The following is a 24,506-nucleotide window of genomic DNA, read 5'->3' as shown; positions in this document are numbered from 1 at the left end:
ATCCGGTTTTTCCGGCGAGTTATGCAACGTAGAATTCTTGGCAAGCATCCTAATAACAAACCTCTGAGGAATCGTCATGCGTTTACTTTCACTCTCTTTCGCTGCCGCCGTGCTGTTGACCAGCGCACTGGGCGCACAGGCCGCCGAGAAACCGGCTCCCCTTAAACTCGACGTTTATAACCCCGGTGAGCAGAGTATGTTTGCCGTCTCTTCTGAAATCATCAGCGGCAATAAAGACGTGATGCTGATTGATGCCCAGTTTCAGCGCAACGATGCGCAAAAACTGGTCGAAAAAATTAAGGCCACCGGTAAAAAGCTCACCACGATTTATATCAGCCAGTCAGATCCTGACTTTTATTTTGGGCTGAGTACACTGCACGCGGCGTTCCCGCAGGCAAAAATTGTTGCTACTCAGGCCACGGTTGACACTATCAATGCAACTAAGGACGGAAAGCTGACTTTCTGGGGGCCGAAACTGCGTGAGAATGCGCCCGACAGCGTGATTGTTCCTGAAGTGTTAAAAGGGAATACGCTGTGGCTCGAGGGGAATAAGCTTGAAATAAAAGGCGTGATGGCCGACAAAACGTTTGTGTGGATCCCGGCGTTGAAAGCCGTGGTTGGCGGCGTGCTGGTTGATGGCAATAACATGCACGTTTGGGTTGCCGACAGCCAAACCAAAGAGCAACGCCAGAAGTGGCTAGCCTCGCTTGAGCAAATTACGCAGCTGAAGCCAACCGTGGTCGTACCGGGGCATTTCCTGCCGGGCGCGCCGCAGAACCTGGAATCAGTCAACTTCACTCGCCAATATCTGCAAACTATTGAGGCCGAACTGCCTAAAACGCAGAACTCCACGCAGCTTATTGCCGCCATGAAAGCGCATTATCCGCAGTTAAAGGAAGAAAGCTCGCTGGAGTTAACCGCCAAGGTACTGAAAGGCGAAATGAAGTGGCCGCAGTAAAAAACCCGCTTAGATATTTTTGGGGATAACTCAAAAAGCCCTCCCTAATCTTTGGGGAGGGCCAGGGTGCGCAATCCAGCGTCTCATTAGTCGCAGGAATGTTTAACTCATCAGCTCGCTGCACTCACCCGCACGTAGTCGCCAGAAGCCGTGACGTTTTGACCAAATCCACAGTCACCGATGCTTTTCAGACTTAGATTCTCGCCGGCAAAGTTCATGGTGACCGTACAGTTCGTTCCTTCGGCGGTGGCATCGTCAATTGAGCGGTATACCGCCTGATTATCCTTAATCGCCGTTACGGTTGAGAAATCCCCCACGTTCGGGCCGTAATAGAGCGACATCGCCCCCATATACAGGCCGCTGAAGTGGATGACAAACTGGCTTTCCTCCGGTTTCACCTCAATAGTGTTCCAGCTTCCCTGTCCGGCATATTGCCAATAAAGCCCCGCAGGGCCGCTGGAGCGTGGCGCCTCGGCAAGTTGGCTCTCGATTTTCGCGAGATTGAACTGGGTCTTTTTATCCTGCGGTGCCAGACTTAACCAGGCTTTTGCCTTACCGTATTGGCCTAAATGCATGTAGGTCAGAGCGATATTATTGTAAGCCGTTGCCGTAGCGCCTTCGGGTAAATGACAGAATTCACTCCAGGCAACCTGACTCTTGAACAGGTCCTGCGCCTTGGCGTAGGCGCCCTGCTGGTAAGCGGCTTTTCCGGCAGACGCATAAATACCCGTTTTCAGACAATCGGCTTTTATATCCGGTTCATCAATTTTTGCCCAAACGCTTGAGCAACAAAACCAGCCTACAATTAAGAACGCAGGCAACCAAAATTTCATCGATCTCCCCTTTGTATCGCTTCGGATCCACTGTGGCAAAGGTATAGAACTGTGGTGGACGAAAAACATCCTTACAAGTAGGGCATTGCCCTCTCGCACACTGTCACTCATTCTGGGATGATTAGGAACCACCACTTATTACTATTTTATATGGCTATTTATGACTAAAAAACCTGGGAAAACGGCACGGTGGCGTGCAGTCTGGCAGTTGATTAAGCCCTATTGGCAGTCCGAAGAAAAATGGAAGGCCTGGAGCATGTTGGCGGCAATCATCATTCTTTCGCTGGGATCTGTCTACCTCAGCGTGCAATTTAACGAATGGAACCGCGTATTTTATGATGCTTTGCAAAACAAAAACTTCCCGGTCTTCAAGCAACAGCTGTTTAAATTTACCTGGCTGGCGCTGATTTTTATTGTGGTCAGTATCTACAAAGTCTACCTCACGCAGGGCCTGCAAATGAACTGGCGGCGCTGGATGACCAACGAATATATGGATAAGTGGTTACACAACCACGCCTACTATTATACTGAACACCAACATCAGGTGGATAACCCCGATCAGCGTATCGCCTCCGACCTTAGCGCACTGACCTCGGGAACGCTGTCGCTGTCGCTGGGTCTGCTTTCGAGCCTGGTCACGCTGTTCTCTTTTGTGACCATTCTCTGGTCGGTGAGCGGCCCGATGAGCTTTATGCTCGGTTCGCACAGCTTCACCATTCCCGGCTACATGCTGTGGTTTGCCTTGCTCTACGCGCTGATTGGCTCGGTGATTATCGGATTTATTGGCCGTCCGCTAGTGAGATTGAGCTTTAACCAAGAATGGTTCGAAGCAAACTTCCGTTTCGGTCTGATCCGCATTCGTGAAAACAGCGATGCTATCGCGCTGTATCACGGTGAAAAAAGTGAGAAAAAACAGCTCGGTGACAACTTTGAGGCTATCCGATCCAACTGGTGGTCATCAATGCGCGTCACTCGACGCCTCAATTTTGCCAGCTCTTTTTATGGTCAGTTCGCCATTATCTTCCCGATTTTAGTTGCGGCACCGCGCTATTTTTCCGGCGCCATACAGATGGGCCTGCTGATGCAGATCTCCTCGGCGTTCGGACAGGTACAGGATTCTTTATCCTGGTTTATCAATGCGTTCAATGACTTAGCCAGTTGGAAAGCCTGCGTAAACCGTCTTGCAGGCTTCAACGCCGCTATCGATCAGGTGAACACCCAGCCGCGCAATATTTCTCTGGGCAACGCCAGCGAACATGATCTACAGCTGAACAACCTGACGCTGAATTTACCCAACGGTAATCCGCTGTTCTCCTCAGTAACGGCTGCATTGCCAACCGGCGCACGCGTGCTGGTTGCAGGCCCGTCTGGGTGCGGCAAGTCAACCCTGCTGCGGGCGATTGCAGGTGTCTGGCCTTACGGTTCAGGTGAGATTAATACGGCGAAAAGTAAGAAGCAGCTTTTCCTGCCGCAACGCAGTTATATTCCGATTGGCTCACTGCGTGAAGGGCTGATTTATCCGGAAGAAGACACGTTGGAGTACACGGAAGAACGGCTTTGCGAGGTGCTAAATCTGTGCAGCTTAGGCTATTTACAGCCGTTACTGGACCAGTACGCTAACTGGAGCCAGCGACTTTCGCCGGGTGAGCAGCAGCGCCTGGCCTTTGCACGCGCGATGTTGATTAAACCTGATATTCTTTATCTTGATGAAGCCACCAGTGCACTGGATGATGATACCGAGCAGCGCATGTACAGCCTCTTGCTTGAAAAACTGCCGCAAACTACCGTGGTCAGCGTGGCTCACCGCAACAGCGTCGCGAAATATCACCAGCAATGCTGGCGCTTCAAACTTCAGGATGACGGCCAATGCAGCATGACCAGTTCGGTTCTGCATGCACCCGCGCAGTAAACTGAATGATTGAGCTGAATTCCTAATAAAACCCCCACAGCGCATCTTCACTGTGGGGGTTTTTATTTATCTAACAATCGTCGTCATGACCGTGCTTTTACGATTTTGGAATTACTCCGTTATCACCACGTCAGGGAAGTTTAATTTCACACATTTTGCATAATCCCCCTGGATCAAGGCGCTCAACGGTGAGTTCTGCCAAGTTGCCAGCTTACAGGCATAGGATTTACCGCCCGGATTAGCCGATACATAACGGTCGTCGGCAACCCAATAGACCGGCATCACTGCACTGCTGTTATCGCCAAACACTTTCACATTTTTACAACCCAGCACCTCTGAATCAGAAACCGGTACGCCAAGCTGTTTAGCAAAGTCTTTGTAATAGCTGATGCGATTAGAAGACTGGATATTTTCAGTCGGTCCGCCACACTCAACGCCTCCGTTGATGATGGTGGTCGTAATACCAAAACCTGGCACACGCCCTTCGGCCAGATCATGTGCATTTGGCTGCCAAGTACCGTCCAGAGCAAATTGCATACTCGGTTTTGGAGACTGCGGATAAATATAGAAGAAGATTGCGCTAGCAAGATTCAACCACGTATCAGCAACTAAGTGGGGCTGTTTAAGCAACACGTTCACATCGCCGTACATGGACTGTGAAAATGCGCCGTAGTTGTAGTTATAGCTTAGCTGCTTGGCACCGCGGCCAAAGTAGCTAAGCTTGTTACCATGCTCATCTGTGGCACAAGGCCACGCCTTGCCCTGCCAAACTGCAGCGTTACAGGTGTCGCCAGTGTACATATCAAAGGATTTTTCACTGAGGTTCATTTCGCGTACCCAGTGCAGTCCCTGCTGCCACTGATGAACATCACTCTGAACGGCATGCTCACCCGTTTCCTGAGTGAAGTGCGCAAACATGGTGGCCAGCGTTTTTTTACAAATAGCGTCCTGGTCGCGACCGTCGTTGATATCACCACACAGCACCGGGAATTTACCGACCGCTTTCAGGAAATTTTCATAAGTATAAGCAACGTCGCGATGTGGGAAGAAAACATTCCATTTATGCTCATCAATTAGCGCTTCAACACGCTTAACGTTTGAGGGATTTTTCGCGTCGCCGGGCTTAATTTTCTCAACGACGCCATTATCAAGAGTACGCACCGATGCTTTAGTCAATTGCATCAGCTTCCCACTGGTCAGTTGATGCTCTATTTTATCGAGTTCTTTTTGGCTGATTGCTAAACCAGGGACCACTGCACCGCCCAACTGCGACCAAGCCGATTGCCAGGCGTGTCCTTCCCCCGGAACATACACGGGCGAGCTACTGCTGCACCATGGCGCAATATTACAAATGTACTCAATGCCTTTATTGGAAACCTTGTCACCCACGGCATAGGCTTTACCGATAACATAGCTTGGATGTTCAGACGGGGTGTCATCTGGGTCGGGCTTAGGGTCCGGCTTAGGGTCCGGTTTTGGATCTGGCTTAGGATCAGGTTTCGGGGGTACGACACTGTCCGCCATTTTTACCCAAGGACTGTCCCAGCTTTGGTGCGCTTCCAGAATAGGCATCTGTCCTGGATTTGCATACCATTGTGCCTTGAAGTCACTATTTTCATAGGTAACTTCAGAACCACCCTGGTAAGACTTTGACGAATCATATTTTTCAAATGCCAGAGCATTAAAGGAAAGTATGATACTGCTGGCAACGAAAGAGAGAACCAGTACTTTATTTTTCGCAATCAAAACAACGTCCCTATTAAATTTATTGATATTTCCAAAATATTCCCTGTGCGGTTATAAATTATGATGCCAAATTTATGCTGCATACTATCTCTGGAAGTAAATATAGAAAATTCTATAACATAGAAAGAGTATTCCCGTGAAAATACTGCAACGTTAAGAGGAAGGTTTGAGAGGCAGATTATGCTTAGGTTCGGGTGACCTATGCCCGTTCAAAATAATTTTTGGGCGACTGTCCACAAAATTTAGCATGACATTTGTTCAAATTGTATAGCTCACCATACAATTAACAAATACCGCAGGAGGGATAATGAACATCGATAAAAACTCGCTCATTCCATTTTACTTACAAATAGAACAGCAACTTACCGAAAAGATAAGCTCTAACGAAATTAAGCCCGGCGATGCAATCCCCACTGAAGCAGCGCTGTGCGAAATTTATGGCGTGTCACGCATGACCGCTCGCAAGGCGGTGGATTATTTGGTTAGGCAAGGACGCGTGGCGCGGTTTCGCGGCCGTGGAACCTTCGTTATCGACAATCGCAGTGAACATAAAATGGTTTTGCCGCTCGACCGCCACTTTACCTCAACTGAAATAGCGCGTGAGCTTAACCAAAATATTGAAAACAGAGTGTTGGAGTTTCGTAAAGTCAAAGCCGAGGAGGATATCGCAGATCTGCTGAACTTACAGGCCGATGCTCAGGTTTATTTTATGATTAGACTGCGGTTTCTCGATAATAAACCTTTTGTTTATGAAAAAAGTTGGATGCTGTATGAGCCTTTCCCCGATCTTACCCGAGAAGCGCTAACACACTCTAAATATGCCTATCTTCGAGAAAAAGGTTTTACTCCGGCGGGAAGCAATAAACATATTTCGGCAGAGCTGCCAGCCAATAAAATCAGACAATCGCTGGATTTATCACGCGATGAACCGATATTGCATGCGCGGTCTGTGGCATATTTTACTGACACAACGCCGTTTGAAGTCGCCGATATTTATTATAACCAGCGATATTTTAACTTTAGCCTAAGGGCGCGATGTGAAAAAGAATAAAGACGATAGATTAAGAATAGCCTACCGATCTTGAATGAGGTCATCACATCAGGATCGCGCAGGCTTACTGTAGATATAAAATAATTTTCTCATCTAAGAGTGCCGCATTATTTCTTAACGCCGACCGTTAGCGGAATATCAAAGGTAGAAAATTGTTTCGCTTTTTCTGCAACATACCCCGTTCTGGTAAAAAGAAATTCTTGGCCGTAGACTTTTATTCTTTCTGCAGGATTGCTCTTATTGAAGTCAACTTTAAGAATCGTTTCACCATAGATCTTATACTGCGGGCGGGGATTTTTGTGCACAATACTTTTTTCAAGCTCTTCTGGCGTGAGTTTAGGTTTAATCCAGGTTGTATTATTATCCGCTGATAGTGAACGCTGATACTGCAAGCCAAACACGCCTGTCATTAACGCTGCACGAAAGGGATTAACAAGGTTGTTTGTTATGGGTGCCGAGCGCAGTGCCACTGATTTATTAACGTTTTGAGTTCTCACTCTTAAAGGCGGCAGTTCAGGAGTGGGTTTAGATTCAAAAAATTGCCTAAGCGATTGAATTTTAGGCGACATTTCCGCTCGCAGCGGTTTAACTACATTAGATGAAATATTAACGCTGGTCTGTTCAAAGGACTTTATGAATTTCTTAAAACTTTCGCCAATTTTCATTTTCGGGAGAAATTCAGCGCCCAATGCTTTATATATTCCAGCCGACCTTGTGATTTGCATAAAACGTCCCTTTATTTCCGTTTGTTTTTTCAATACTAAACTGAAAAATTCCCCATCCCTAGAAAAAACCGCTCATGTGAAAATAATGAGCGGTTTCTATAAATTTAAATTAAAGGAACAATTAACTGGCGAGCTCGTTCTTCACGTCATGGGCTATTTTTTCAACCTGAGGCCCATATATAACGTGTACATCGTTCTCAGTCACCCGTTTTACGCCCATTGCACCGGTGGTCATTAATGTTTTATCAACGACCTGATTCATGTCTTTTACTTTGACGCGCAGGCGGGTGAAACAGCAGTCTACACTGTCGATATTTCCCTCCCCCCCCAACCCTTTAATAATGTTGCTGGTCTTGTCACTGGCGGTGGATGAGGACAACGCCGTCGCCGATGAGGGCGAGGCCGCAGACCCGCGCAACTCTTCGCTTTCGGCATCATCTTCACGGCCGGGTGTTTTGACCTGCATTCGCGTGATAATCCAACGGAATGAGAAATAATAAAGCGGTGCATAAATAATGCCGAGCATCAGCGGATACCACCAGTGGGTTTTACTGCCGCCCAGGATGCCAAAAATGACCCAGTCGATCGCTCCACCCTGCACGTTACCAATCATCACATTCAGCATTTGCATCAGCACAAACGAGAGCCCGGTCAGCACCGCATGCATCACATAAAGCACCGGGGAAACGAAGATAAAGCAGAACTCCAGCGGCTCGGTGATACCGGTCGTAAACGAAGCCAGCGCACCGGCAAGCATCAGCGCTTTAACTCGGCCCTTATGCTCAGGCTTGGCGCAGTGGTACATCGCCAGCGCAGCGGCAGGCAAACCAAACATCATTACCGGTATTTTACCCTGCGCCAGAAAACGCGTGGCCTGTCGGGTCACCTCGTCGTTGACAGTGCCCGGATGGGCCAGGGCGGCGTTGAAAATGTTTAGCGCCCCGACAATGCTCTGATTATCAACAGTGGTCACGCCACCCAAGGGGGTAAATCGTACGGTTTCGTTAATAATATGATGCAGCCCGGTCGGGATAAGCAGCCGCTCAGAGGTCGCATAGATAAAGGTGCCTGCCTCGCCGGTTCGCCCGATCAGTTCGCCCACCCATTGAATACCCAAGGCAATAGTCGGCCAAACCAGCGAGACCAGCACGCCCACTATCGGCAACACCACCACCGTGATAATCGGCACAAATCGCCTGCCGCCAAAGAAGGCAACCGCGGTAGGCAATACGATAGTGTAGAAGCGGTTATGCAGCAGCATGGTGATAAGCCCCACCAGCACCCCGCCGAGCACGCTCATGTTATAGGTAAAAATACCCAGCGTGTTGGTAAATTCCGAGGCGTAAATCAGCGCTTCGCTGGTGCCCATTCCCTGCGCGGTCAGGTGTTCAACGCTGGTGGTGGCTGGCGTAATATTTTGTGCCAGCAGGCTATAGTTGATGCCGACATGCATCGCAACGAAACCGATCACTGCGGAAAAGGCGGCCGTTGCCTTCTCTGCATTGGCCAGTCCCATGGCGGTTGCAACGGCAAAAAACAGCGGCAGGTTGGCAAACAGCGCACTCGAGACTTGTCTGATGAAGCCGATCACCAACTGGAGTGATTTCATTTGAGTAAACGTGTCGCCCATGACGTTTGGATTTTGCAACGCCGAGGCTAATCCCAGAAAAATACCTGCCGCCGCGATGACCGAAATCGGCGTCATCAGCGCCTTTCCCAAGTCGTGGATTTTACTTCCTAGTTTTAGCATGTCCCTTTCCCCTCAATGTTGACGCTTAAAAAACGCTCACTATTGAGTAAAGTCAGAGAATGTATAGCTGTATAGACAAAGAGTTCAGGTTTATGAAAGAGATCACAGTTTGTTAACAAATCGAAAGGAGGTTACAATGAAGGTGTAAAGTTTGTACGAAGCACTGTGCGGGCGAAAAAAAGCCCACATCGGACAGTGGGCGTCGGGGTTGCGATATACCGATTCATATAAAGCGGCTGCAACAATGCAAATATGAGAACTGCTCGCTCTCGATAACCACGGTAACGGCATTTTGCCGATACCCACAGACATTTCAGGTAAGGTCAATGTTAAAAAGTATGTCTTACTTTGATCGCGATCATACTTTTATGATTTCCTGCAAAAACTCTAAAGCAGAATATCCGTCTATTTAGTGCTGTTAAGTTGGTTTAGTTCTTCGTCATCGCTCGTTCAGAAAATTTTTAATCCCAAATAATCTGCATTGCTCACAAAAAATCACACGCGGTTTGATTTTTATTGTCATGTATTTTTGAAATATTAAGACATATCTGAAAACCAAATACATACAGAGTGATTTCACTGCCTCTCGTATAGTGGGGGACTTATTGAGAATGATTGTTCTCAACCCCTCAAGAGAGTGAATTCTATGCGCCTGAAGGTTCTTTCTGTCAGTACTGTGGTACTGCTTTCCGCTTGCGATGGTTCCGCTGGGACGGCCTCGCAACCTGCTGCTCAAGCTCCAGCCGTTGAATACGTCACCTTACAATCTAAACCGGTCACCTTAACGACTAGCCTGCCAGGCCGCACCTCTGCAGTAAGAACCGCAGAAGTTCGCCCTCAGGTCAGTGGTGTTATCTTGAAACGCACCTTTGTTGAAGGTAGCGAAGTTAAAGCCGGTCAACAGCTTTACCAAATCGACCCTGCGACCTATCAGGCTGCCTATGATAAAGCTCTGGCAACTTATAAAAGCGCAGCGGCAACCTCTACGCGCTACAAAGGACTGGTCGCCTCTCAGGCCGTTAGCCGTCAGGTTTATGACGATGCGGTAGCTACCACCGGTGAAGCGGCCGCTGACCTGGAAACGGCGCGTGTTAACCTGCAATACACCAAGGTTTATGCGCCAATTTCCGGTCATATTGGCCGTTCATCTGTAACAGAAGGCGCATTGGTCACCAACGGCCAAACCACCGACCTCGCGACTATCGACCAGCTTAATCCTATCTACGTTGACGTTAGCGAGTCCTCACTAGACATGCTGCGCCTGCGTCGCGCGCTGGCCGATGGCAAACTGGCCTCTGCCGGTGAAAACGCCGCTCAGGTCTCGCTAACGCTGGAAGACGGTAGCAGCTATAAACTGCCCGGCAAACTTGAATTCTCCGAAGTTACTGTGAACCAGAGCACAGGTTCCGTGACCCTGCGCGCGTCATTCCCTAACCCGAACGATGAGCTGCTGCCGGGAATGTTTGTTCACGCCACGCTGAGCCAGGCGGTTGATCAAAACGGTATTCTGGTTCCTCAAGAAGCGATCATGCATGACAACAAAGGCAGAGCGTATGTCTATGTTGTGAAAGCAGATAACAGCGTTGAACAGCGTGATATTACCACCGGTCAAATGATGTCCGGTAACTGGTTAGTCACGTCTGGCCTGAACGCGGGCGACAAAGTGATCACCGATGGGCTGCAGAGTGTACACCCTGGTGCCAAAGTTAACGGCAGCGAGCGTAAAGACGCTGAACCCAAAGTGGACGCAAATCTGTCAATGACTGACCCATCCGCGCAATAGAGGAATACAGATGTCGACTTTCTTTATTAATCGCCCGATATTTGCCTGGGTGATCGCGATTGTCATTATGATAGCCGGTGCGCTATCGATAATGAAATTGCCCATAAACCAATATCCAAACATTGCTCCTCCGGCGATTTCCGTGACCGTGACCTATCCAGGCGCATCCGCAGAAACGGCGCAAAACACTGTGGTTCAGGTTATTGAGCAGCAGTTGAACGGTCTCGACGGCCTGCGCTATATCGAATCGCAAAGTAACAGCGACGGCAGCGCAACCATTATTGTGACCTTTAATCAGGGTACTGATCCGGATATCGCGCAGGTTCAGGTTCAGAACAAAGTGTCTCTGTCCGAATCTCAGTTGCCTACTGAAGTGGTTAATCAGGGGATCCGCGTTGCCAAGTATCAGCAAAACTTTATGCTGGTTGTTGGCCTGGCCTCTACCAACGGCAAAATGAGCAACTCCGACCTGGGTAACCTGCTGGTCACCAAGCTGGAAGACCCTATCGTGCGCACCAAAGGCGTGGGTGACTTCCAGGTATTCGGTTCTGAGTACGCGATGCGTATCTGGCTCGATCCGTCCAAGCTGTACAAATACTCGCTGGTCCCAAGTGACGTCACGGCGGCGATTACCGCGCAAAACGTGCAGGTTTCTTCCGGCTCACTTGGCGGTCTGCCAACGGTTAAAGATTCAAAACTTAACGCCACGATTATCGGTAAAACGCGTTTCGACAGTGTTAAGCAGTTCCAGAATGTGCTGTTGAAAGTGAACACCGACGGTTCTCAGGTTCGTCTGAAAGACGTCTCCAATATTGATCTTGGTCCTGAGAGCTATTCAATTTCGACGACCTATAACGGCAGTCCGTCAACGGGTATCGCCCTGCGTCTGGCAACCGGTGCCAACGTACTCGACACCGCTAACGCGGTTAAGGCCACCATCGACGGCTTGAAATCTTCCCTGCCTGAAGGCGTGGAAGTGGTGTATCCGTACCAGACTTCACCGGTGGTCAGTGCATCGATTCATGAAGTGGTGAAAACCCTGATTGAAGCTATCGTGCTGGTGTTCTTCGTGATGCTACTGTTCCTGCAGAACCTGCGCGCCACCTTGGTTACGACGCTGGTTGTACCGGTAGTATTGCTGGGGACCTTCGGCCTGCTTAACGCCTTTGGCTTCTCAATAAACACCCTGACAATGTTCGGGATGGTGCTTGCCATCGGCCTGTTGGTGGATGACGCCATCGTGGTGGTTGAGAACGTCGAACGTGTCATGCACGAGGAAAAACTTTCCCCGAAAGAGGCCACCATCAAGTCAATGGGGCAGATTCAGGGCGCGCTGTTCGGTATCGCACTGGTACTGTCTGCCGTACTGATCCCTATGGCATTCTTCGCCGGTTCTACGGGGATTATTTATCGTCAGTTCTCGATAACTATCGTCTCGGCGATGGCACTTTCCGTGCTGATGGCGCTTATCTTTACCCCAGCGCTGTGTGCGACTATTATCAAACACAGCGATGACGACAAGAAAACCACCGGTTTTGCGGGCTGGTTTAACCGTACCTTTGATAAAGGCGCGGCTAAATATACCTCAAGCGTAGCGGGCGTTATTTCACGTCGTCGTCTGTTCATGGTTATCTATCTGCTGATCGTTGTTGCCATGGGGTACATGTTTACCCGCGTGCCAACGACCTTCTTGCCGGATGAAGACCAAGGCATTCTGTTCGTACAGGCAACCTTGCCAGCCAACGCCTCGGCGGAACGTACTCAGGAAGTGTTGGATCAGGTGCGTCAATACTTCCTGACCAGCGAAAAAGCCAACGTTAACTCGGTATTTACCGCCAACGGCTTCAGCTTCGCCGGTCGTGGTCAAAACGTCGGTATCGGCTTCGTCTCGTTGAAAGGTTGGGATGATCGTCCGGGTGCGCAGAACGGCGTGCAGGCCATTGCGGGTCGTGCAATGGCGCATTTTGCCGGCATTAAAGATGCAAGAGTGTTTGCCTTCGTTCCTCCTGCGGTTCTGGAATTGGGTAACGCCACCGGTTTCGACTTCTATTTACAAGATACCAACGCACAGGGTCATGCCGCGCTGATGGCTGCCCGTAACCAGTTCCTGGGCATGGCCGCACAAGACAAACGCCTAATGGCCGTGCGTCCTAACGGTATGGAAGACGAACCACAGTACCAGCTTGAAATTGACGACGAACGTGCGCAGGCGTTAGGCCTGAGCCTGAGCGACATCAATGACACCTTGTCTGCGGTGTGGGGTTCCTCCTACATTAACCAGTTCATGTACAACGATCGCGTTAAGAAAGTGTACATTCAGGGCCGTGCCGCCGCGCGCGTTACCCCTGAGGACCTGGGTAAATGGTACTTCCGCAACGGCTCGGGTCAAATGGTTCCTTGGTCAGCGTTTGGCAAAGGTAAGTGGGTTTACGGATCTCCACGCTTCGAACGTTTCAACGGTGTGTCTTCTGTTGAAGTGTTAGGTTCTCCGGCTGCGGGCTACAGCTCGGGTGATGCCACCCAAGCCGTTCTCGAGATAGCCAAAAAGCTTCCTCCGGGCTTCAAGATTGCATGGCACGGTCTGTCATACGAAGAACAGTCAGCAGGTTCTCAGACTCCGGCGTTGTACACGCTGTCGATTATCGTCGTGTTCCTGTGTTTGGCAGCACTATATGAGAGTTGGTCGATTCCATTCTCTGTCATGCTTGTCGTTCCATTGGGTATAATTGGTACCATAGGTGCCGTTTTACTCCGTGGATTGTCCAACGACGTCTTCTTCCAGGTAGGCCTGTTGACAACGGTGGGGCTGGCGGCCAAAAACGCCATCCTAATCGTTGAATTTGCCAAAGAACTACACGAAAAAGAGGGAATGTCGATCACCGAAGCAGCAATCGAAGCGGCTAAACTGCGTATCAGGCCAATTATTATGACCTCGATGGCATTTATCCTCGGCGTGGTACCGCTCACCATTTCTCATGGTGCCGGTTCCGGTAGCCAGCACTCGATTGGTACTGCGGTAGTGGGTGGGATGATAACGGCAACATTCCTGGCGATTTTCTTTGTTCCAATGTTCTACGTGGTCGTGGTTAATCTATTTACCCGTAAGTCAAAAAAACAAGATAAGCCGCATTCAGATACTGAGGTTTCGAACCATGAATAAACCACGTTTTGCGCTGCCGCTGTTCTCGGCGCTGACACTGACAGTACTTGCTGGCTGTACTATGGAGCCAAAGTACGACCGACCGGCACTGCCGGTCGCCACCGACTGGACCACCAGCAAAGGCGTTGATGCTGGCAAGGCTCAGGATATCGGCTGGAGTCAGTTCTTCAATCAGCCTGAAATGAAGCAGGTCATTACTTTAGCTCTGGCAAACAACCGCGACCTTCGTGTCGCGGCGTTAAATGTTGACACCGCGCGTGCCACCTTCCAGATCGACCGTGCAGCGTTGCTGCCGACGCTGGACGCCACAGGCAGTCAAACTGCTCAGCATTTACCCGGCGGCCTTTATTCAACGAAAAGCACCGGCCCGGTGACTTATCAGCAATACAGTGCGGGCGTAGGCGTCAGTGCCTACGAACTCGACCTGTTTGGCCGCGTACGCAGCCTGCGTGACCAGGGTCTCGAGACCTATCTGGCCACGGCGGCAACCCAGCGCGCGACGCAGATAAGTCTGGTATCACAGGTTGCAGAAGGGTATCTGAGCCTGGCGGCGGACAACGATTTGCTGAAACTGGCAATCGACACCGCCAACAGTCAGAACAGCTCTTACGAGTTAACCAAGCGCAGCTATGACCAAGGCGTAAGCAACTCGCAGGACTTGGCTCAGGCAGAAACCACCGTGCGCAGTGCGCAGGCTGATATTGCACAGTACACCCGTCAGGTTCGTCAGGACGTTAACGCCCTGACCCTGCTGGTTGGCGCTGAGATCCCACAGCAACTGCTGCAAAATGCCAGCTTGAACAACAACTGGAACTTCCCGCAAACGCCAGCGGGTCTGCCTTCCGATCTGCTGACTCGTCGTCCGGACATTATCGCTGCCGAGCACACGCTGAAAGCGGCTAACGCCAATATCGGCGCAGCGCGCGCCGCGTTCTTCCCACGCATCTCCCTGACCGGTTCTGCCGGGACTGAGAGCAGCAGCCTGAGCAACCTGTTCAGCGCGGGTTCCGGTGCATGGTCGTTCGGCCCGTCGATTAGCATTCCTATCTTTGACGGCGGCGTGAACAGTGCGAATCTGGACATTGCTAAAACCGAGAAAAAGATTGAGATTGCCAACTACGAGAAAGCGATTCAAACCGCGTTCAAAGAAGTTTCCGACGGTCTTGCCGGTCAGGCAACCTACGGCGACCAGTTGAAAGCAATTCAGCAGGAAAACGCCGCAAACCAGCGTAACTTTGACCTGTCACAGCAGCGCTTTAAAGGCGGCGTTGACAGTTATCTGAGCGTACTGGTCGCACAGCGTTCACTGTACGCCGCTCAGCAAACGCTGATTTCCACCAAGCTGGCACAGTTGAACTCTGACATTACACTGTTTAAAGCACTCGGCGGCGGCTGGAAGAAATAGTCCACTCAGCCTCGTAAGCTTTAAAAGTAAAACGCCAGCATTTCTGCTGGCGTTTTTTTATGTTCATTTATCACGATGTCCCGTTACTCTGCCGCCTTCCAGCCACCGCCGAGTGCAGCGATAAGCTTCACGCTGGTCACCATCTGCGTACTCAGCAGTGACAGGACGTTTTGCTGTTGGCTAAGGCTGGTATTTTCCGTTGAGGCGACGTCCAGATAGTCAATCATGCCTGCCTGATACTGATTGAACGTCACGCGCGCCGACTCTTTGGCAGACTGCGCCGCATTTTGCTGGGCAATCATTTGACTGTCGATGGTGTGAAGCTCAACCAGATAATCCTCGACTTCGCCCATGGCGGTCAGCACCGTTTGGCGGTAGGCCGCAACGTCGGCATCGTAGGCCGCTTCGGCTTCGGCAACTTTGCCGCGCGTCGCGCCGAAATCCAGCACCGTCTGGCTTAGCGACGGCCCTAACGACCAGACGCGGTTTGGCAGCGAGAATAAATTGTGCAGCACCGAACTGCTAAAACCACCGGATGCGCTTAGAGTGATATCAGGATAGTACGCGGCAGTCGCAACGCCCACGGCGGCGTTTGCCGACGCCATGGTGCGCTCAGCAGCGGAAATATCCGGACGACGCTGTAGCAGCTGAGACGGCAAGGCCGCCGGCATCGCAGGCAGTGTAAACTTGATAGGCGTAGCCGCCAGGCTGAACTCTGCCGGCGGCTTGCCAATCAGAATCGCAATCGCGTGCTCCAACTGCGCGCGCTGCCACTGCAAACTCAACGCCGACGCCTTAGTCGTTTCAAGCTGGGTCTGCGCCTGTGCCAGCGTGGCCCGCGACGTGTTGCCGCCGGTATACTGATTCTGAATCACCGTCAGGTAGCGCTGATAGGCCTGAATACTTTGTTGATAGAGCGCAATTTGCGCGTCCATCACCCGCAGTTGGAAATAGTCCTGCGCCAGCTCGGACTGCGCGCTGAGCGTGGCGTTGGCCAAATCTGCTGCGCTGGCCTGAACATTGGCCTTCTGCTCCTCTTCGGTGCGGCGCAGCTTACCCCAAATGTCCAGCTCCCAGCTCGCCCCAAGCTCGGCTGAATGCTGATTACTGGTGGTTTTCGCCGTACCGCTGCGCGTGCTGTCAACGGTTGCCGTCACCTGCGGGAACAGCTCCGCACGCGCCTGCGTCACTAATGCCTGTGCCTGACGATACTGCGCGGCGTACTGGGCCACGTTCTGGTTCGAAATCTGCACCTGACTCATCAATGCTGAGAGCTGTGGGTCTTGATACACTTGCCACCAGTCACCCTTGCTTTGTCCCTCTTTAGGCACCGCCGCCGTCCAGCCTTTCGCTTCTTTAAACGCGGTCGGCATCGTCACCGCAGGGCGATGATAGTCAGGGCCCACGGTACAGCCAACAACCATTAACACCAGCGCCAGCGGAGCCAGACGAAACAACGTTGAACCTGCTTTAGTACTTGTCATGACGGGCTTCACTTTATCAAGAATCATATTATTCATGGCGTTCAGGCTCAGATGGCGTGTGGTGCGGACGAATTCGCGCCCATAAACGCTTGGTTGCACGACTGCTTCTGTCCATATACAGGTAAACAACCGGCGTCGTAAACAGCGTGAGGACCTGGCTCATCGCCAATCCCCCAGCAATTGCCAACCCCAGCGGGCTGCGCAAATCTGCGTCACCACCACTGCCCAGCGCCAAAGGCAAGGCACCGAAAAATGCGGCCAGCGTGGTCATCATAATCGGGCGGAATCGCATCAGGCAGGCCTGCACAATGGCCTGCTGCGGCGAAAGCCCCAGCCTGCGTTCCGCATCAAGCGCAAAGTCGATCATCATAATGGCATTCTTCTTAACAATGCCTATTAGCAACAGAATGCCTATCAGCGCAATCACCGTAAGCTGAGTATTGGTCATTAACATCAGCAACAACGCACCAAGCCCCGCCGACGGCAGGGTGGAAAGAATGGTCAGCGGATGGATGTAACTCTCATACAGCATGCCCAGCACGATATATACCGCCGCCAACGCCGCTAAAATCAGCCACGGCATCTGCTGCGCCAACGCCTGAAATGCCTGCGCCGTGCCCGCATAGCCGGACTGAATAGTGTCCGGCAGACCAATTTTAGCCATTGCGGTTTTTACCGCTGACTGCCCTTCTTCGATAGACACGCCGTCGGCCAGGTTAAAGGCAATGGTGGTCGTTGCAGACTGCCCCTGATGCGCGACGGACAGCGGTGCATTGGCGCTGCTAAAGGTGGTAAAGGCCGAAAGCGGCACCTGATTACCCTCACTGGTCACCACGTACATCTGATTAAGCACGTCAGGATCGCTGGTAAAGTCCGGCGTCAGGTACATCACCACGTGATACTGGTTAAGCGTTTTGTAAATAGTCGCTACCTGCCGCTGGGCAAAGGCATTGTTTAACATTGCATCAATCGTTTTGACATTAACGCCCAGCTGAGTCGCTTTGTCGCGGTCGATATTGAGCATCACTTCTTGGCCGCCGGTCTGAGAATCCGAATCAACGCCGGTCAGCTGCGGCAGTGCACTCAGGGCAGCTTTAACCTTCGGGCCCCATTCACGCAGCAGCGACAAATCATCGGCCTGCAGGCTAAATTGATACTCAGAGTTGGCGCTGCGGCCACCGATGCGCAAGTCCTGCGCCGCCATCAGGAACAGCTGTGAGCCAGGCAGCTTGGCGGTCTCCATCATGATGCGGTTGGCAATCTGATTAGCCGTAGATTTACGCTGGTCAAAGTCTTTCAAGCGGATAAAGAACAGCGCCGTGTTACGCGATCCAAAGCCGCCGCTGCCCGCCGAGCTCATCACCGTGGCGACGTCTGGGTCATGCTGAATAATTTTGGCGTAATTAATCATCTGCGGCTGAATAGATTGGAAAGAGGTGTTTTGGTCAGCACGAAGCATGCCGATCAGCATGCCGGTGTCCTGCTCGGGGAAAAAGCCTTTCTCGACCACGGTGTAGAGATAAAAATTCAATACCACGGTGAGCATTAACACCACCATGGTCAGCGGCTGATGCCGCATTACCCAGTTTAGTCCGTTGGAATAGGCCTGCAACAGGCCATTGAGCCAGCGCTCGATAAGCCGATAAATACGCGGCTGGCGTTTTTCAACCGGCGGTTTGCGTTTTAAGAAGCGGGCACACAGCATGGGCGTCAGCGTTAAGGACACCAGCATCGAAATCAACAGCGAAATCGACAGCGTCACCGCAAATTCACGGAACAAACGGCCCACGATGCTGCCCATCAGCAGAATCGGAATAAACACGGCGATAAGCGACAGCGTCATCGACAGCACGGTAAAGCCAACTTCGCCCGCCCCGCGAATTGCCGCCCTCACCGGACTTAGCCCCTCTTCGATATGTCGGGTAATGTTCTCCAGCACCACGATGGCGTCATCGACCACAAAGCCGGTGGCAATAATCAGCGCCATCAGCGACAGGTTATCGAGGCTGTAGCCCAGCAGATACATGATGGAACAGGTACCGATCAGCGAAACCGGCAGCGCGAGCGCCGGTATTAACACCGCTCTGCCGTTGCGCAGGAACACAAACACCACGGCGATAACCAGCAGAGTGGCTTCGAGCAGCGTAGTTTCTGTGTCACGCAACGACTCTTTCACGGTCGGTGAGCGGTCCAGACCTACGCTAAGTTTCACGTCACCCGGCAGCTCTTTTTCCATCTCCGGTAAGGCATCTTTGATGGCACTGATGGTGGTGAGCATGTTGGCACCGGCCTGACGCGTGACCGCAATCATCACCGAGGGCGTGCCGTTGAAATAGCCGACGTTGTACTTGTCCTCCACCGAATCATAAACGTTAGCAATATCACTAAGGCGAATGGCGTTGCCGTTTATATAAGTCACGATCAGCTTACGATACTGCGCCGCCGTGCTTTGCTGGCCATTGCCCTCCACCATCCACGACTGTCCATTGCCCTGAAGTACCCCTTTAGGCAGATTGGTGGTGCTGTTAGCTATCGCGGTGCGAATAGTATCGAGCGAGATACCATACGAACTGATCGCCTGCGGGCGCAGGTCAATACGCACGCCAGGCAAGGCGCTACCGGTCAGTGATACCTGCCCCACACCGTTAACCTGAGCAATTTTTTGCTGCAGTTGGCTGGAGGCAATGTCATAAAGCTCGCCGTTGCTGCGCGTTGACGAGGTCAGTGCCAGCATCACAATCGGCGCATCGGCGGGGTTGGCTTTGCGATAGGTCGGCAGTGAAGGCATGCTGCTCGGCAGCAGCGAACGCGAGGCGTTAATTGCCGCCTGTACATCGCGTGCGGCACCGTTAATATCGCGGTCCAGGTCAAACTGCAAAACGATGCGCGTCGAGCCTTGCGAGCTGGAGGAGGTCATTTCACTGACCCCGGAAATGCTGCCCATCGCCCTTTCGAGCGGCGTAGCCACCGTCGCGGCCATCGTCTCGGGACTGGCACCCGGCAGGCTGGCGCTGACCATAATGGTTGGGAAATCCACCTGTGGCAAAGGGGCCACAGGCAGCAGGTTATAGCCCAACAACCCCAGCAGCACGATTGCCGAGGTGAGCAGCAGCGTGGCTACCGGTCGAAAAATAAAGAAGCGGGAAATATTCATTCCTGTTCCTGTACTTTACGGCGGGCCGGACGCCAGCGCGTCGCCAGTCGGTCAAACATCAGATAAATAACCGGCGTGGAGAACAGCGTCAGCACCTGGCTGAAGATAAGCCCGCCGACGATAACCAGACCCAGCGGCTGGCGCAGTTCTGCTCCGCTTCCGCTGGCCAGCATCAACGGCAGTGCGCCGATTAACGCGGCCATGGTGGTCATCAAAATCGGCCTAAAGCGCAGTAAACAGGCCTGATGAATCGCATCACGCGGCGACATATGCTGCTTTTGCTCCGCCTCAAGCGCAAAGTCGATCATCATGATGGCGTTCTTTTTCACAATACCGATCAGCAAAATCACGCCGATGAGCGCAATCAGGCTGAACTCGGTGCCGCTGAACAGCAGAGACAATAACGCCCCCACGGCGGCCGAAGGCAGCGTTGAAAGAATGGTTACCGGATGAATAAAGCTTTCATAAAGAATGCCGAGCACCACGTACATGGTCAGCAGCGCGGCCAAAATAAGCCACAGCGTATTGCCCGTCGCGCTTTCAAATGAAGCAGCAGACCCCTGATAACGCAGGGTAATACTGTCCGGCAGGCCGATTTCCGCACGGGTTTTCTTAATCACTTCCTGCGCCTGCTCAATCGAATAACCCTCGTTAAGGTTAAACGACACCGTCACCGCTGGAAGCTGATTTAACCGCGCTTGCAACAGTGCACCGGTGCGCATGTGAATGCTGGCAATCGAGGTCAATTTGACCATTCCCGTCGAGTTAGTGCCCGAGCTGCTGGACGTCGTTGAGCTGCCGGAAGCACTGTTGCTGTCGGTACTGGTCGTCGTGCTGCCTGTCGTACTGCTTGAGCTGCTGCTCGAACTGCTGCTGGTGGTTGAGCTACTGCTTGATGAACTGCTGCCATTGCTGGCCGCCAGATAAACATCATCAAATGACTCGGGTGATTGCTGATACTGCGGGGCCACTTCCAGCACCACACGATACTGGTTTGACTGGGTAAAGATAGTGGATACCAGTCGCTGTCCGAAGGCGTTATACAACGCCGTATCTACGTCGGACGCAGTAATGCCATAGCGCGCCGCCGCGTCGCGGTTAAGCTCGACGTAGGCCACCTGCCCCTGCTGCTGCAGGTTGCTGACCACGCTATTAAACTCCGGTTCCGCACGCAGCTTATCGAGCAGTTTTGGCGTCCAGCTCACCAGATTCGAGCTGTCGGTGTCATCAAGCGTAAATTGATACTGACTCGGTGTAACCTGATCGTCGACGGTCAAATCTTGCGAAGCCTGAAGATAAAGTTCAATGCCAGGGACGGAGGCCGTTTCCTGTTTCAAACGCGCAATAACCGCGGGCGCACGGTCGTCTCGCAGGCTAATCGCCTTGAGGCTAATCTGCAGACGGCCGCTGTTAAGGCTGGTGTTATTACCGTCCACACCAATGGTCGATGCGACGCTCTCTACGTCTTTGTCTTTTAGGATTATTTCTGCCAGTGCCTGCTGCCTGCGCCCCATTTCACTAAATGAAACATCCTGCGAGGCCACAGTGATCCCTTGAATCATCCCGGTATCCTGCGACGGGAAAAAGCCTTTGGGAACAATTAAATACAGCAGTGCGGTAAACACCAGCGTGGCGAGTGCGACCAGCAGCGTCAACCGTTGGTGATTGAGCACCACGGTGAGCATGCGGTCATAACCGGCAATCAGCTTGTCAAATACCTGCCCGCCCTTGCGGTAGAAACGGCTCTGCTTTTCTTCAGGAATATGGCGCAGAAGATAGGCGCACAGCATCGGTGTCAGGGTTAATGACACCAGCATCGACACAATAATCGACACCGCCAGCGTAATCGCAAACTCGCGGAACAGGCGTCCCACCACATCGCCCATAAACAGCAGCGGAATAAGCACCGCGATCAGCGAGAAGGTTAACGAGATAATGGTGAAGGCAATCTGTTTGGATCCGTTCAGCGCCGCCTGCATCGGCGTTTCGCCCTCTTCGAGCCGACGCGAAATGTTCTCAACCACCACGATGGCGTCATCAATAACAAAGCCGGTAGCAATGGTCAGCGCCATCAGCGACAGGTTATTGAGACTGAAACCGCACAAGTACATCACGCCAAAGGTGCCAACCAGCGAAAGCGGAACCGCCACGCTAGGGATAAGCGTCGCCGCCATGTTGCGCAGGAAAAGGAAAGTGACCATGACGACCAGTGCAATTGACAGCAGCAGTTCAAACTGCACGTCGCTTATAGACGCGCGAATGGTCTGGGTACGGTCAGAAAGCACAGTAACTTTGATGGAGTCCGGCAACGCGGACTGCAATTTTGGCAGTTGCGTCTTGATAGCATCAACCACTGAAATCACGTTAGCACCCGGCTGACGCTGAACGTTGATAATAATTGCCGGCTTATTGTTAGCCCAGGCCGAAAGATACTGGTTTTCCGGGGCTTCGCTCAGCGTGGCAATGTCTTTCAAACGCAGCGCCGCACCGTTGCTGTAGGTCACAATCAGATTGCCGTACTCTTCTGCCGTGCGCAGTTGATCGTTAGCGTCAATAGTAATTGAATGATGTTTACCGTCGAATCCGCCTTTCGAACCGTTGACATTACTGTTGCCAATCAGGGTGTTAATGTCTTCAAGCGTAAGATTATGCGCCGCCAAGGCACGCGGATTAACCTGCACGCGAACCGCAGGCTGATGCCCACCGGCCAGCGTAACCAGTCCCACACCCGATATTTGTGAAAGCTTGAGCGCCACGCGGGTGTTAACCAAGTCCTGCACTTTGGTCAGCGGCAGAGAGTCGGAAGTCACCGCCAGCGTGATCACTGCGCTGTCGGCAGGGTTTACCTTTTTATAGGTCGGTGGATTGGGTAAATCGCTGGGCAGCAGGCTGTTCGCGGCGTTGATTGCCGCTTGCACTTCCTGCTCGGCCACGTCGAGTGAAAGCTCCAGCGAAAACTTCAGCGTAATAATCGACGAACCTGTCGAGCTGGTCGAATACATCTGGCTGAGGCCGGGCATTTGCCCAAGCTGACGCTCCAGCGGCGCGGTAATCCCCGAGGCCATGACGTCAGGGCTGGCGCCCGGATAGAGCGTGGTCACCTGAATGGTCGGATAATCAACCTGCGGCAGCGCCGACGTTGACAGCATGTTGTAGGCAAAAATACCCGACAACAGTACCGCCACCATCAGCAAGACCGTGGCGACCGGCCTTTGGATAAAGAGGCGTGATGGATTCATTTAGGCCCGCTGTCTTTGCCGGTAGTCGCTTTGTCTACACCGGTTTTATCCGTTTTTTCCGTCCCCGCAGCGGCAGCGGCCGCGCTGGCCGCCGTCACGACCTGAACCTTGACGCCGTCGTTTAGTCTATCAATACCGGTAGTCACAACCTGTTCACCCGGCGTTACGCCTGATAGCACCGCAACCTGGTCATCGCCAAAGTTCGGTCCAGATTTTACCGCCGTGCGCACAACGCTGCCGTCCTGTTTAATAACATAAACGAAATCACCGTCGGAGCTGAGTTGCAGTGCGGCAGAGGGGATAACGGTCGCGTTTTCAAGCAGGCCGACCTGCAATCGCGCATTTACAAACTGATTCGGATACAGCGCGTCATCACTGTTATCAAACACCGCTTTGAGCTTGACGCTGCCGGTGGTGGTGTCGATTTCGTTGCTCATAAACTGCAGTTTACCCTGCGCCAGTACCTTGTCACCGTTTTGGTCAAAGGCGGTAGTAGGCATGGTTTGCCCGCTGCGCAGTGCTTTAAGGATAGTTTGCAGATTGCTTTGCGGCACGCTGAAGGTAACGGCAATCGGCTGAGTTTGGGTAATGGTAACAATGCCGGTGGTTGAACTGCTCGACACCATATTGCCCGGGTCCACCAGACGCAGGCCAACGTGACCGCTGATTGGCGCCGTAATACGTGCAAACTGCAGGTTCAACTTGGCAGCATCAATTTGCGCCTGATCGGCCTTCACCGCGCCGCTATACTGACCGGCGGTTGCAATTTGGCTTTCAAGGTCCTGACGCGCCAGCGAGTCCTGCGCATAAAGTTTGCGGTAGCGGGCCAACGTCAGTTGGGCACTTTTTTCCAGCGCCTGATTCTGCGCCAAATCTCCCTGATACTGTTCAAGCGTTGCCTGATAGCTGCGCGGGTCAATCTGCGCCAGCAACTGACCTGCTTCGACTTTCTGACCTTCGGTGAAAAAGACCTTCATCAGTTGACCGTCAACGCGGCTGGTGACCGTAACCGATGCATTAGGAACCACCGTTCCCAGTGCGCGCAGATAAACCGGCACGTTGGCCTGTTCTACCCTCCCCGCCTGAACCGGCGTAGCACCGCCTGCACCGGGCATTCCCCCTCTCATTCCGCCACGCATGCCGCCGCGGTGACGCTCGTTACCCGCGGGTGCACCGCCTGTTGGCGCACTCTTGTGAAAAAAGAAAAACCAGGCCGCTATCGCCAGTACGATAACAGTAAGAATTAACCACAACGTTTTGCGGTTTTTAGAACGAGATGAGGCAGTTGGCAGCATAAATTTCTTTAGTT

General features: G+C 52.2%; 14 protein-coding genes. 6 read left to right on the top strand and 8 right to left on the bottom strand.

Features of this window, described 5'->3' with window-relative positions:
• Positions 1–76 precede the first annotated feature (76 nt).
• The gene (locus GA565_RS05360; protein ID WP_152197644.1) at positions 77–958 is read left to right on the top strand and encodes an MBL fold metallo-hydrolase; all 882 of its coding nucleotides are present in this window, start codon (positions 77–79) and stop codon (positions 956–958) included.
• A 110-nt stretch (positions 959–1,068) separates the two neighbouring features.
• Here the strand turns inward: GA565_RS05360 and GA565_RS05355 are convergent, their stop codons facing one another.
• Positions 1,069–1,791, bottom strand: coding sequence for a tetratricopeptide repeat protein (locus GA565_RS05355; protein WP_152197643.1), 723 nt, complete (start codon positions 1,789–1,791; stop codon positions 1,069–1,071).
• A 160-nt stretch (positions 1,792–1,951) separates the two neighbouring features.
• Here GA565_RS05355 and GA565_RS05350 point away from each other — a divergent pair, with 160 nt between their 5' ends.
• Entirely contained in the window at positions 1,952–3,700 is a 1,749-nt protein-coding gene (locus GA565_RS05350) for an ABC transporter ATP-binding protein/permease (protein ID WP_152197642.1), read from the top strand.
• Positions 3,701–3,811: 111 nt separating this feature from the next.
• Here GA565_RS05350 and GA565_RS05345 read toward each other — a convergent pair whose 3' ends face one another.
• Entirely contained in the window at positions 3,812–5,446 is a 1,635-nt protein-coding gene (locus GA565_RS05345; RefSeq protein ID WP_226950912.1) for a glycoside hydrolase family 19 protein, read from the bottom strand.
• Between the two features lie 307 nt (positions 5,447–5,753).
• Between GA565_RS05345 and GA565_RS05340 the strand changes: the two genes are divergently transcribed.
• Positions 5,754–6,497: a GntR family transcriptional regulator gene (locus tag GA565_RS05340; protein WP_152197641.1), complete on the top strand. Its 744-nt coding sequence runs from the start codon at positions 5,754–5,756 to the stop codon at positions 6,495–6,497.
• 107 nt (positions 6,498–6,604) lie between these two features.
• Here the strand turns inward: GA565_RS05340 and GA565_RS05335 are convergent, their stop codons facing one another.
• Both GA565_RS05335 and GA565_RS05330 read right to left on the bottom strand, forming a co-directional pair.
• On the bottom strand, positions 6,605–7,222 hold the full coding sequence (locus tag GA565_RS05335; RefSeq protein WP_152197640.1) for a hypothetical protein: 618 nt from the start codon (positions 7,220–7,222) through the stop codon (positions 6,605–6,607).
• 121 nt (positions 7,223–7,343) lie between these two features.
• Positions 7,344–8,972: a PTS transporter subunit EIIC gene (locus GA565_RS05330; protein ID WP_152197639.1), complete on the bottom strand. Its 1,629-nt coding sequence runs from the start codon at positions 8,970–8,972 to the stop codon at positions 7,344–7,346.
• Between the two features lie 646 nt (positions 8,973–9,618).
• On the opposite strand from GA565_RS05330, the gene GA565_RS05325 reads away from it, so the two are divergent.
• The 3 genes from GA565_RS05325 to GA565_RS05315 are packed head-to-tail and all read left to right on the top strand — an operon-like array spanning position 9,619 to position 15,320.
• Complete coding sequence (locus GA565_RS05325; RefSeq protein WP_152197638.1) at positions 9,619–10,755, top strand: efflux RND transporter periplasmic adaptor subunit; 1,137 nt, start codon at positions 9,619–9,621, stop codon at positions 10,753–10,755.
• 10 nt (positions 10,756–10,765) lie between these two features.
• On the top strand, positions 10,766–13,915 hold the full coding sequence (locus GA565_RS05320) for an efflux RND transporter permease subunit (protein ID WP_152197637.1): 3,150 nt from the start codon (positions 10,766–10,768) through the stop codon (positions 13,913–13,915).
• Positions 13,908–15,320, top strand: a complete 1,413-nt coding sequence (locus GA565_RS05315; RefSeq protein WP_055772885.1) for an efflux transporter outer membrane subunit — start codon at positions 13,908–13,910, stop codon at positions 15,318–15,320. Before GA565_RS05320 ends, GA565_RS05315 begins: the two co-directional genes overlap by 8 nt.
• An 83-nt stretch (positions 15,321–15,403) precedes the next feature.
• On the opposite strand, the gene GA565_RS05310 is transcribed toward GA565_RS05315, so the two are convergent.
• The 4 genes from GA565_RS05310 to GA565_RS05295 are packed head-to-tail and all read right to left on the bottom strand — an operon-like array spanning position 15,404 to position 24,492.
• On the bottom strand, positions 15,404–16,804 hold the full coding sequence (locus GA565_RS05310; protein ID WP_193311878.1) for an efflux transporter outer membrane subunit: 1,401 nt from the start codon (positions 16,802–16,804) through the stop codon (positions 15,404–15,406).
• Between the two features lie 28 nt (positions 16,805–16,832).
• Positions 16,833–19,958, bottom strand: coding sequence for a multidrug efflux RND transporter permease subunit (locus GA565_RS05305; protein ID WP_152197635.1), 3,126 nt, complete (start codon positions 19,956–19,958; stop codon positions 16,833–16,835).
• Positions 19,955–23,197, bottom strand: a complete 3,243-nt coding sequence (locus GA565_RS05300; RefSeq protein ID WP_152197634.1) for an efflux RND transporter permease subunit — start codon at positions 23,195–23,197, stop codon at positions 19,955–19,957. Before GA565_RS05300 ends, GA565_RS05305 begins: the two co-directional genes overlap by 4 nt.
• Positions 23,194–24,492: an MdtA/MuxA family multidrug efflux RND transporter periplasmic adaptor subunit gene (locus GA565_RS05295; RefSeq protein ID WP_152197633.1), complete on the bottom strand. Its 1,299-nt coding sequence runs from the start codon at positions 24,490–24,492 to the stop codon at positions 23,194–23,196. Before GA565_RS05295 ends, GA565_RS05300 begins: the two co-directional genes overlap by 4 nt.
• Between the last annotated feature and the right edge of the window lie 14 nt (positions 24,493–24,506).

The organism is Rouxiella sp. S1S-2 (genome assembly GCF_009208105.1).
Taxonomy (GTDB): domain Bacteria; phylum Pseudomonadota; class Gammaproteobacteria; order Enterobacterales; family Enterobacteriaceae; genus Rouxiella.
Note: the sequence above shows the minus strand (reverse complement) of the source record. Positions and strands in the feature narration are given on the sequence as shown.

Excerpts from the sequence above, each read along its gene's own strand:
- GA565_RS05360 (WP_152197644.1), top strand. The coding sequence starts at position 77 with ATGCGTTTACTTTCACTCTCTTTCGCTGCCGCCGTGCTGTTGACCAGC.
- GA565_RS05355 (WP_152197643.1), bottom strand. The coding sequence starts at position 1,791 with ATGAAATTTTGGTTGCCTGCGTTCTTAATTGTAGGCTGGTTTTGTTGC.
- GA565_RS05350 (WP_152197642.1), top strand. The coding sequence starts at position 1,952 with ATGACTAAAAAACCTGGGAAAACGGCACGGTGGCGTGCAGTCTGGCAG.
- GA565_RS05340 (WP_152197641.1), top strand. The coding sequence starts at position 5,754 with ATGAACATCGATAAAAACTCGCTCATTCCATTTTACTTACAAATAGAA.
- GA565_RS05335 (WP_152197640.1), bottom strand. The coding sequence starts at position 7,222 with ATGCAAATCACAAGGTCGGCTGGAATATATAAAGCATTGGGCGCTGAA.
- GA565_RS05330 (WP_152197639.1), bottom strand. The coding sequence starts at position 8,972 with ATGCTAAAACTAGGAAGTAAAATCCACGACTTGGGAAAGGCGCTGATG.
- GA565_RS05325 (WP_152197638.1), top strand. The coding sequence starts at position 9,619 with ATGCGCCTGAAGGTTCTTTCTGTCAGTACTGTGGTACTGCTTTCCGCT.
- GA565_RS05320 (WP_152197637.1), top strand. The coding sequence starts at position 10,766 with ATGTCGACTTTCTTTATTAATCGCCCGATATTTGCCTGGGTGATCGCG.
- GA565_RS05315 (WP_055772885.1), top strand. The coding sequence starts at position 13,908 with ATGAATAAACCACGTTTTGCGCTGCCGCTGTTCTCGGCGCTGACACTG.
- GA565_RS05310 (WP_193311878.1), bottom strand. The coding sequence starts at position 16,804 with ATGACAAGTACTAAAGCAGGTTCAACGTTGTTTCGTCTGGCTCCGCTG.
- GA565_RS05305 (WP_152197635.1), bottom strand. The coding sequence starts at position 19,958 with ATGAATATTTCCCGCTTCTTTATTTTTCGACCGGTAGCCACGCTGCTG.
- GA565_RS05300 (WP_152197634.1), bottom strand. The coding sequence starts at position 23,197 with ATGAATCCATCACGCCTCTTTATCCAAAGGCCGGTCGCCACGGTCTTG.
- GA565_RS05295 (WP_152197633.1), bottom strand. The coding sequence starts at position 24,492 with ATGCTGCCAACTGCCTCATCTCGTTCTAAAAACCGCAAAACGTTGTGG.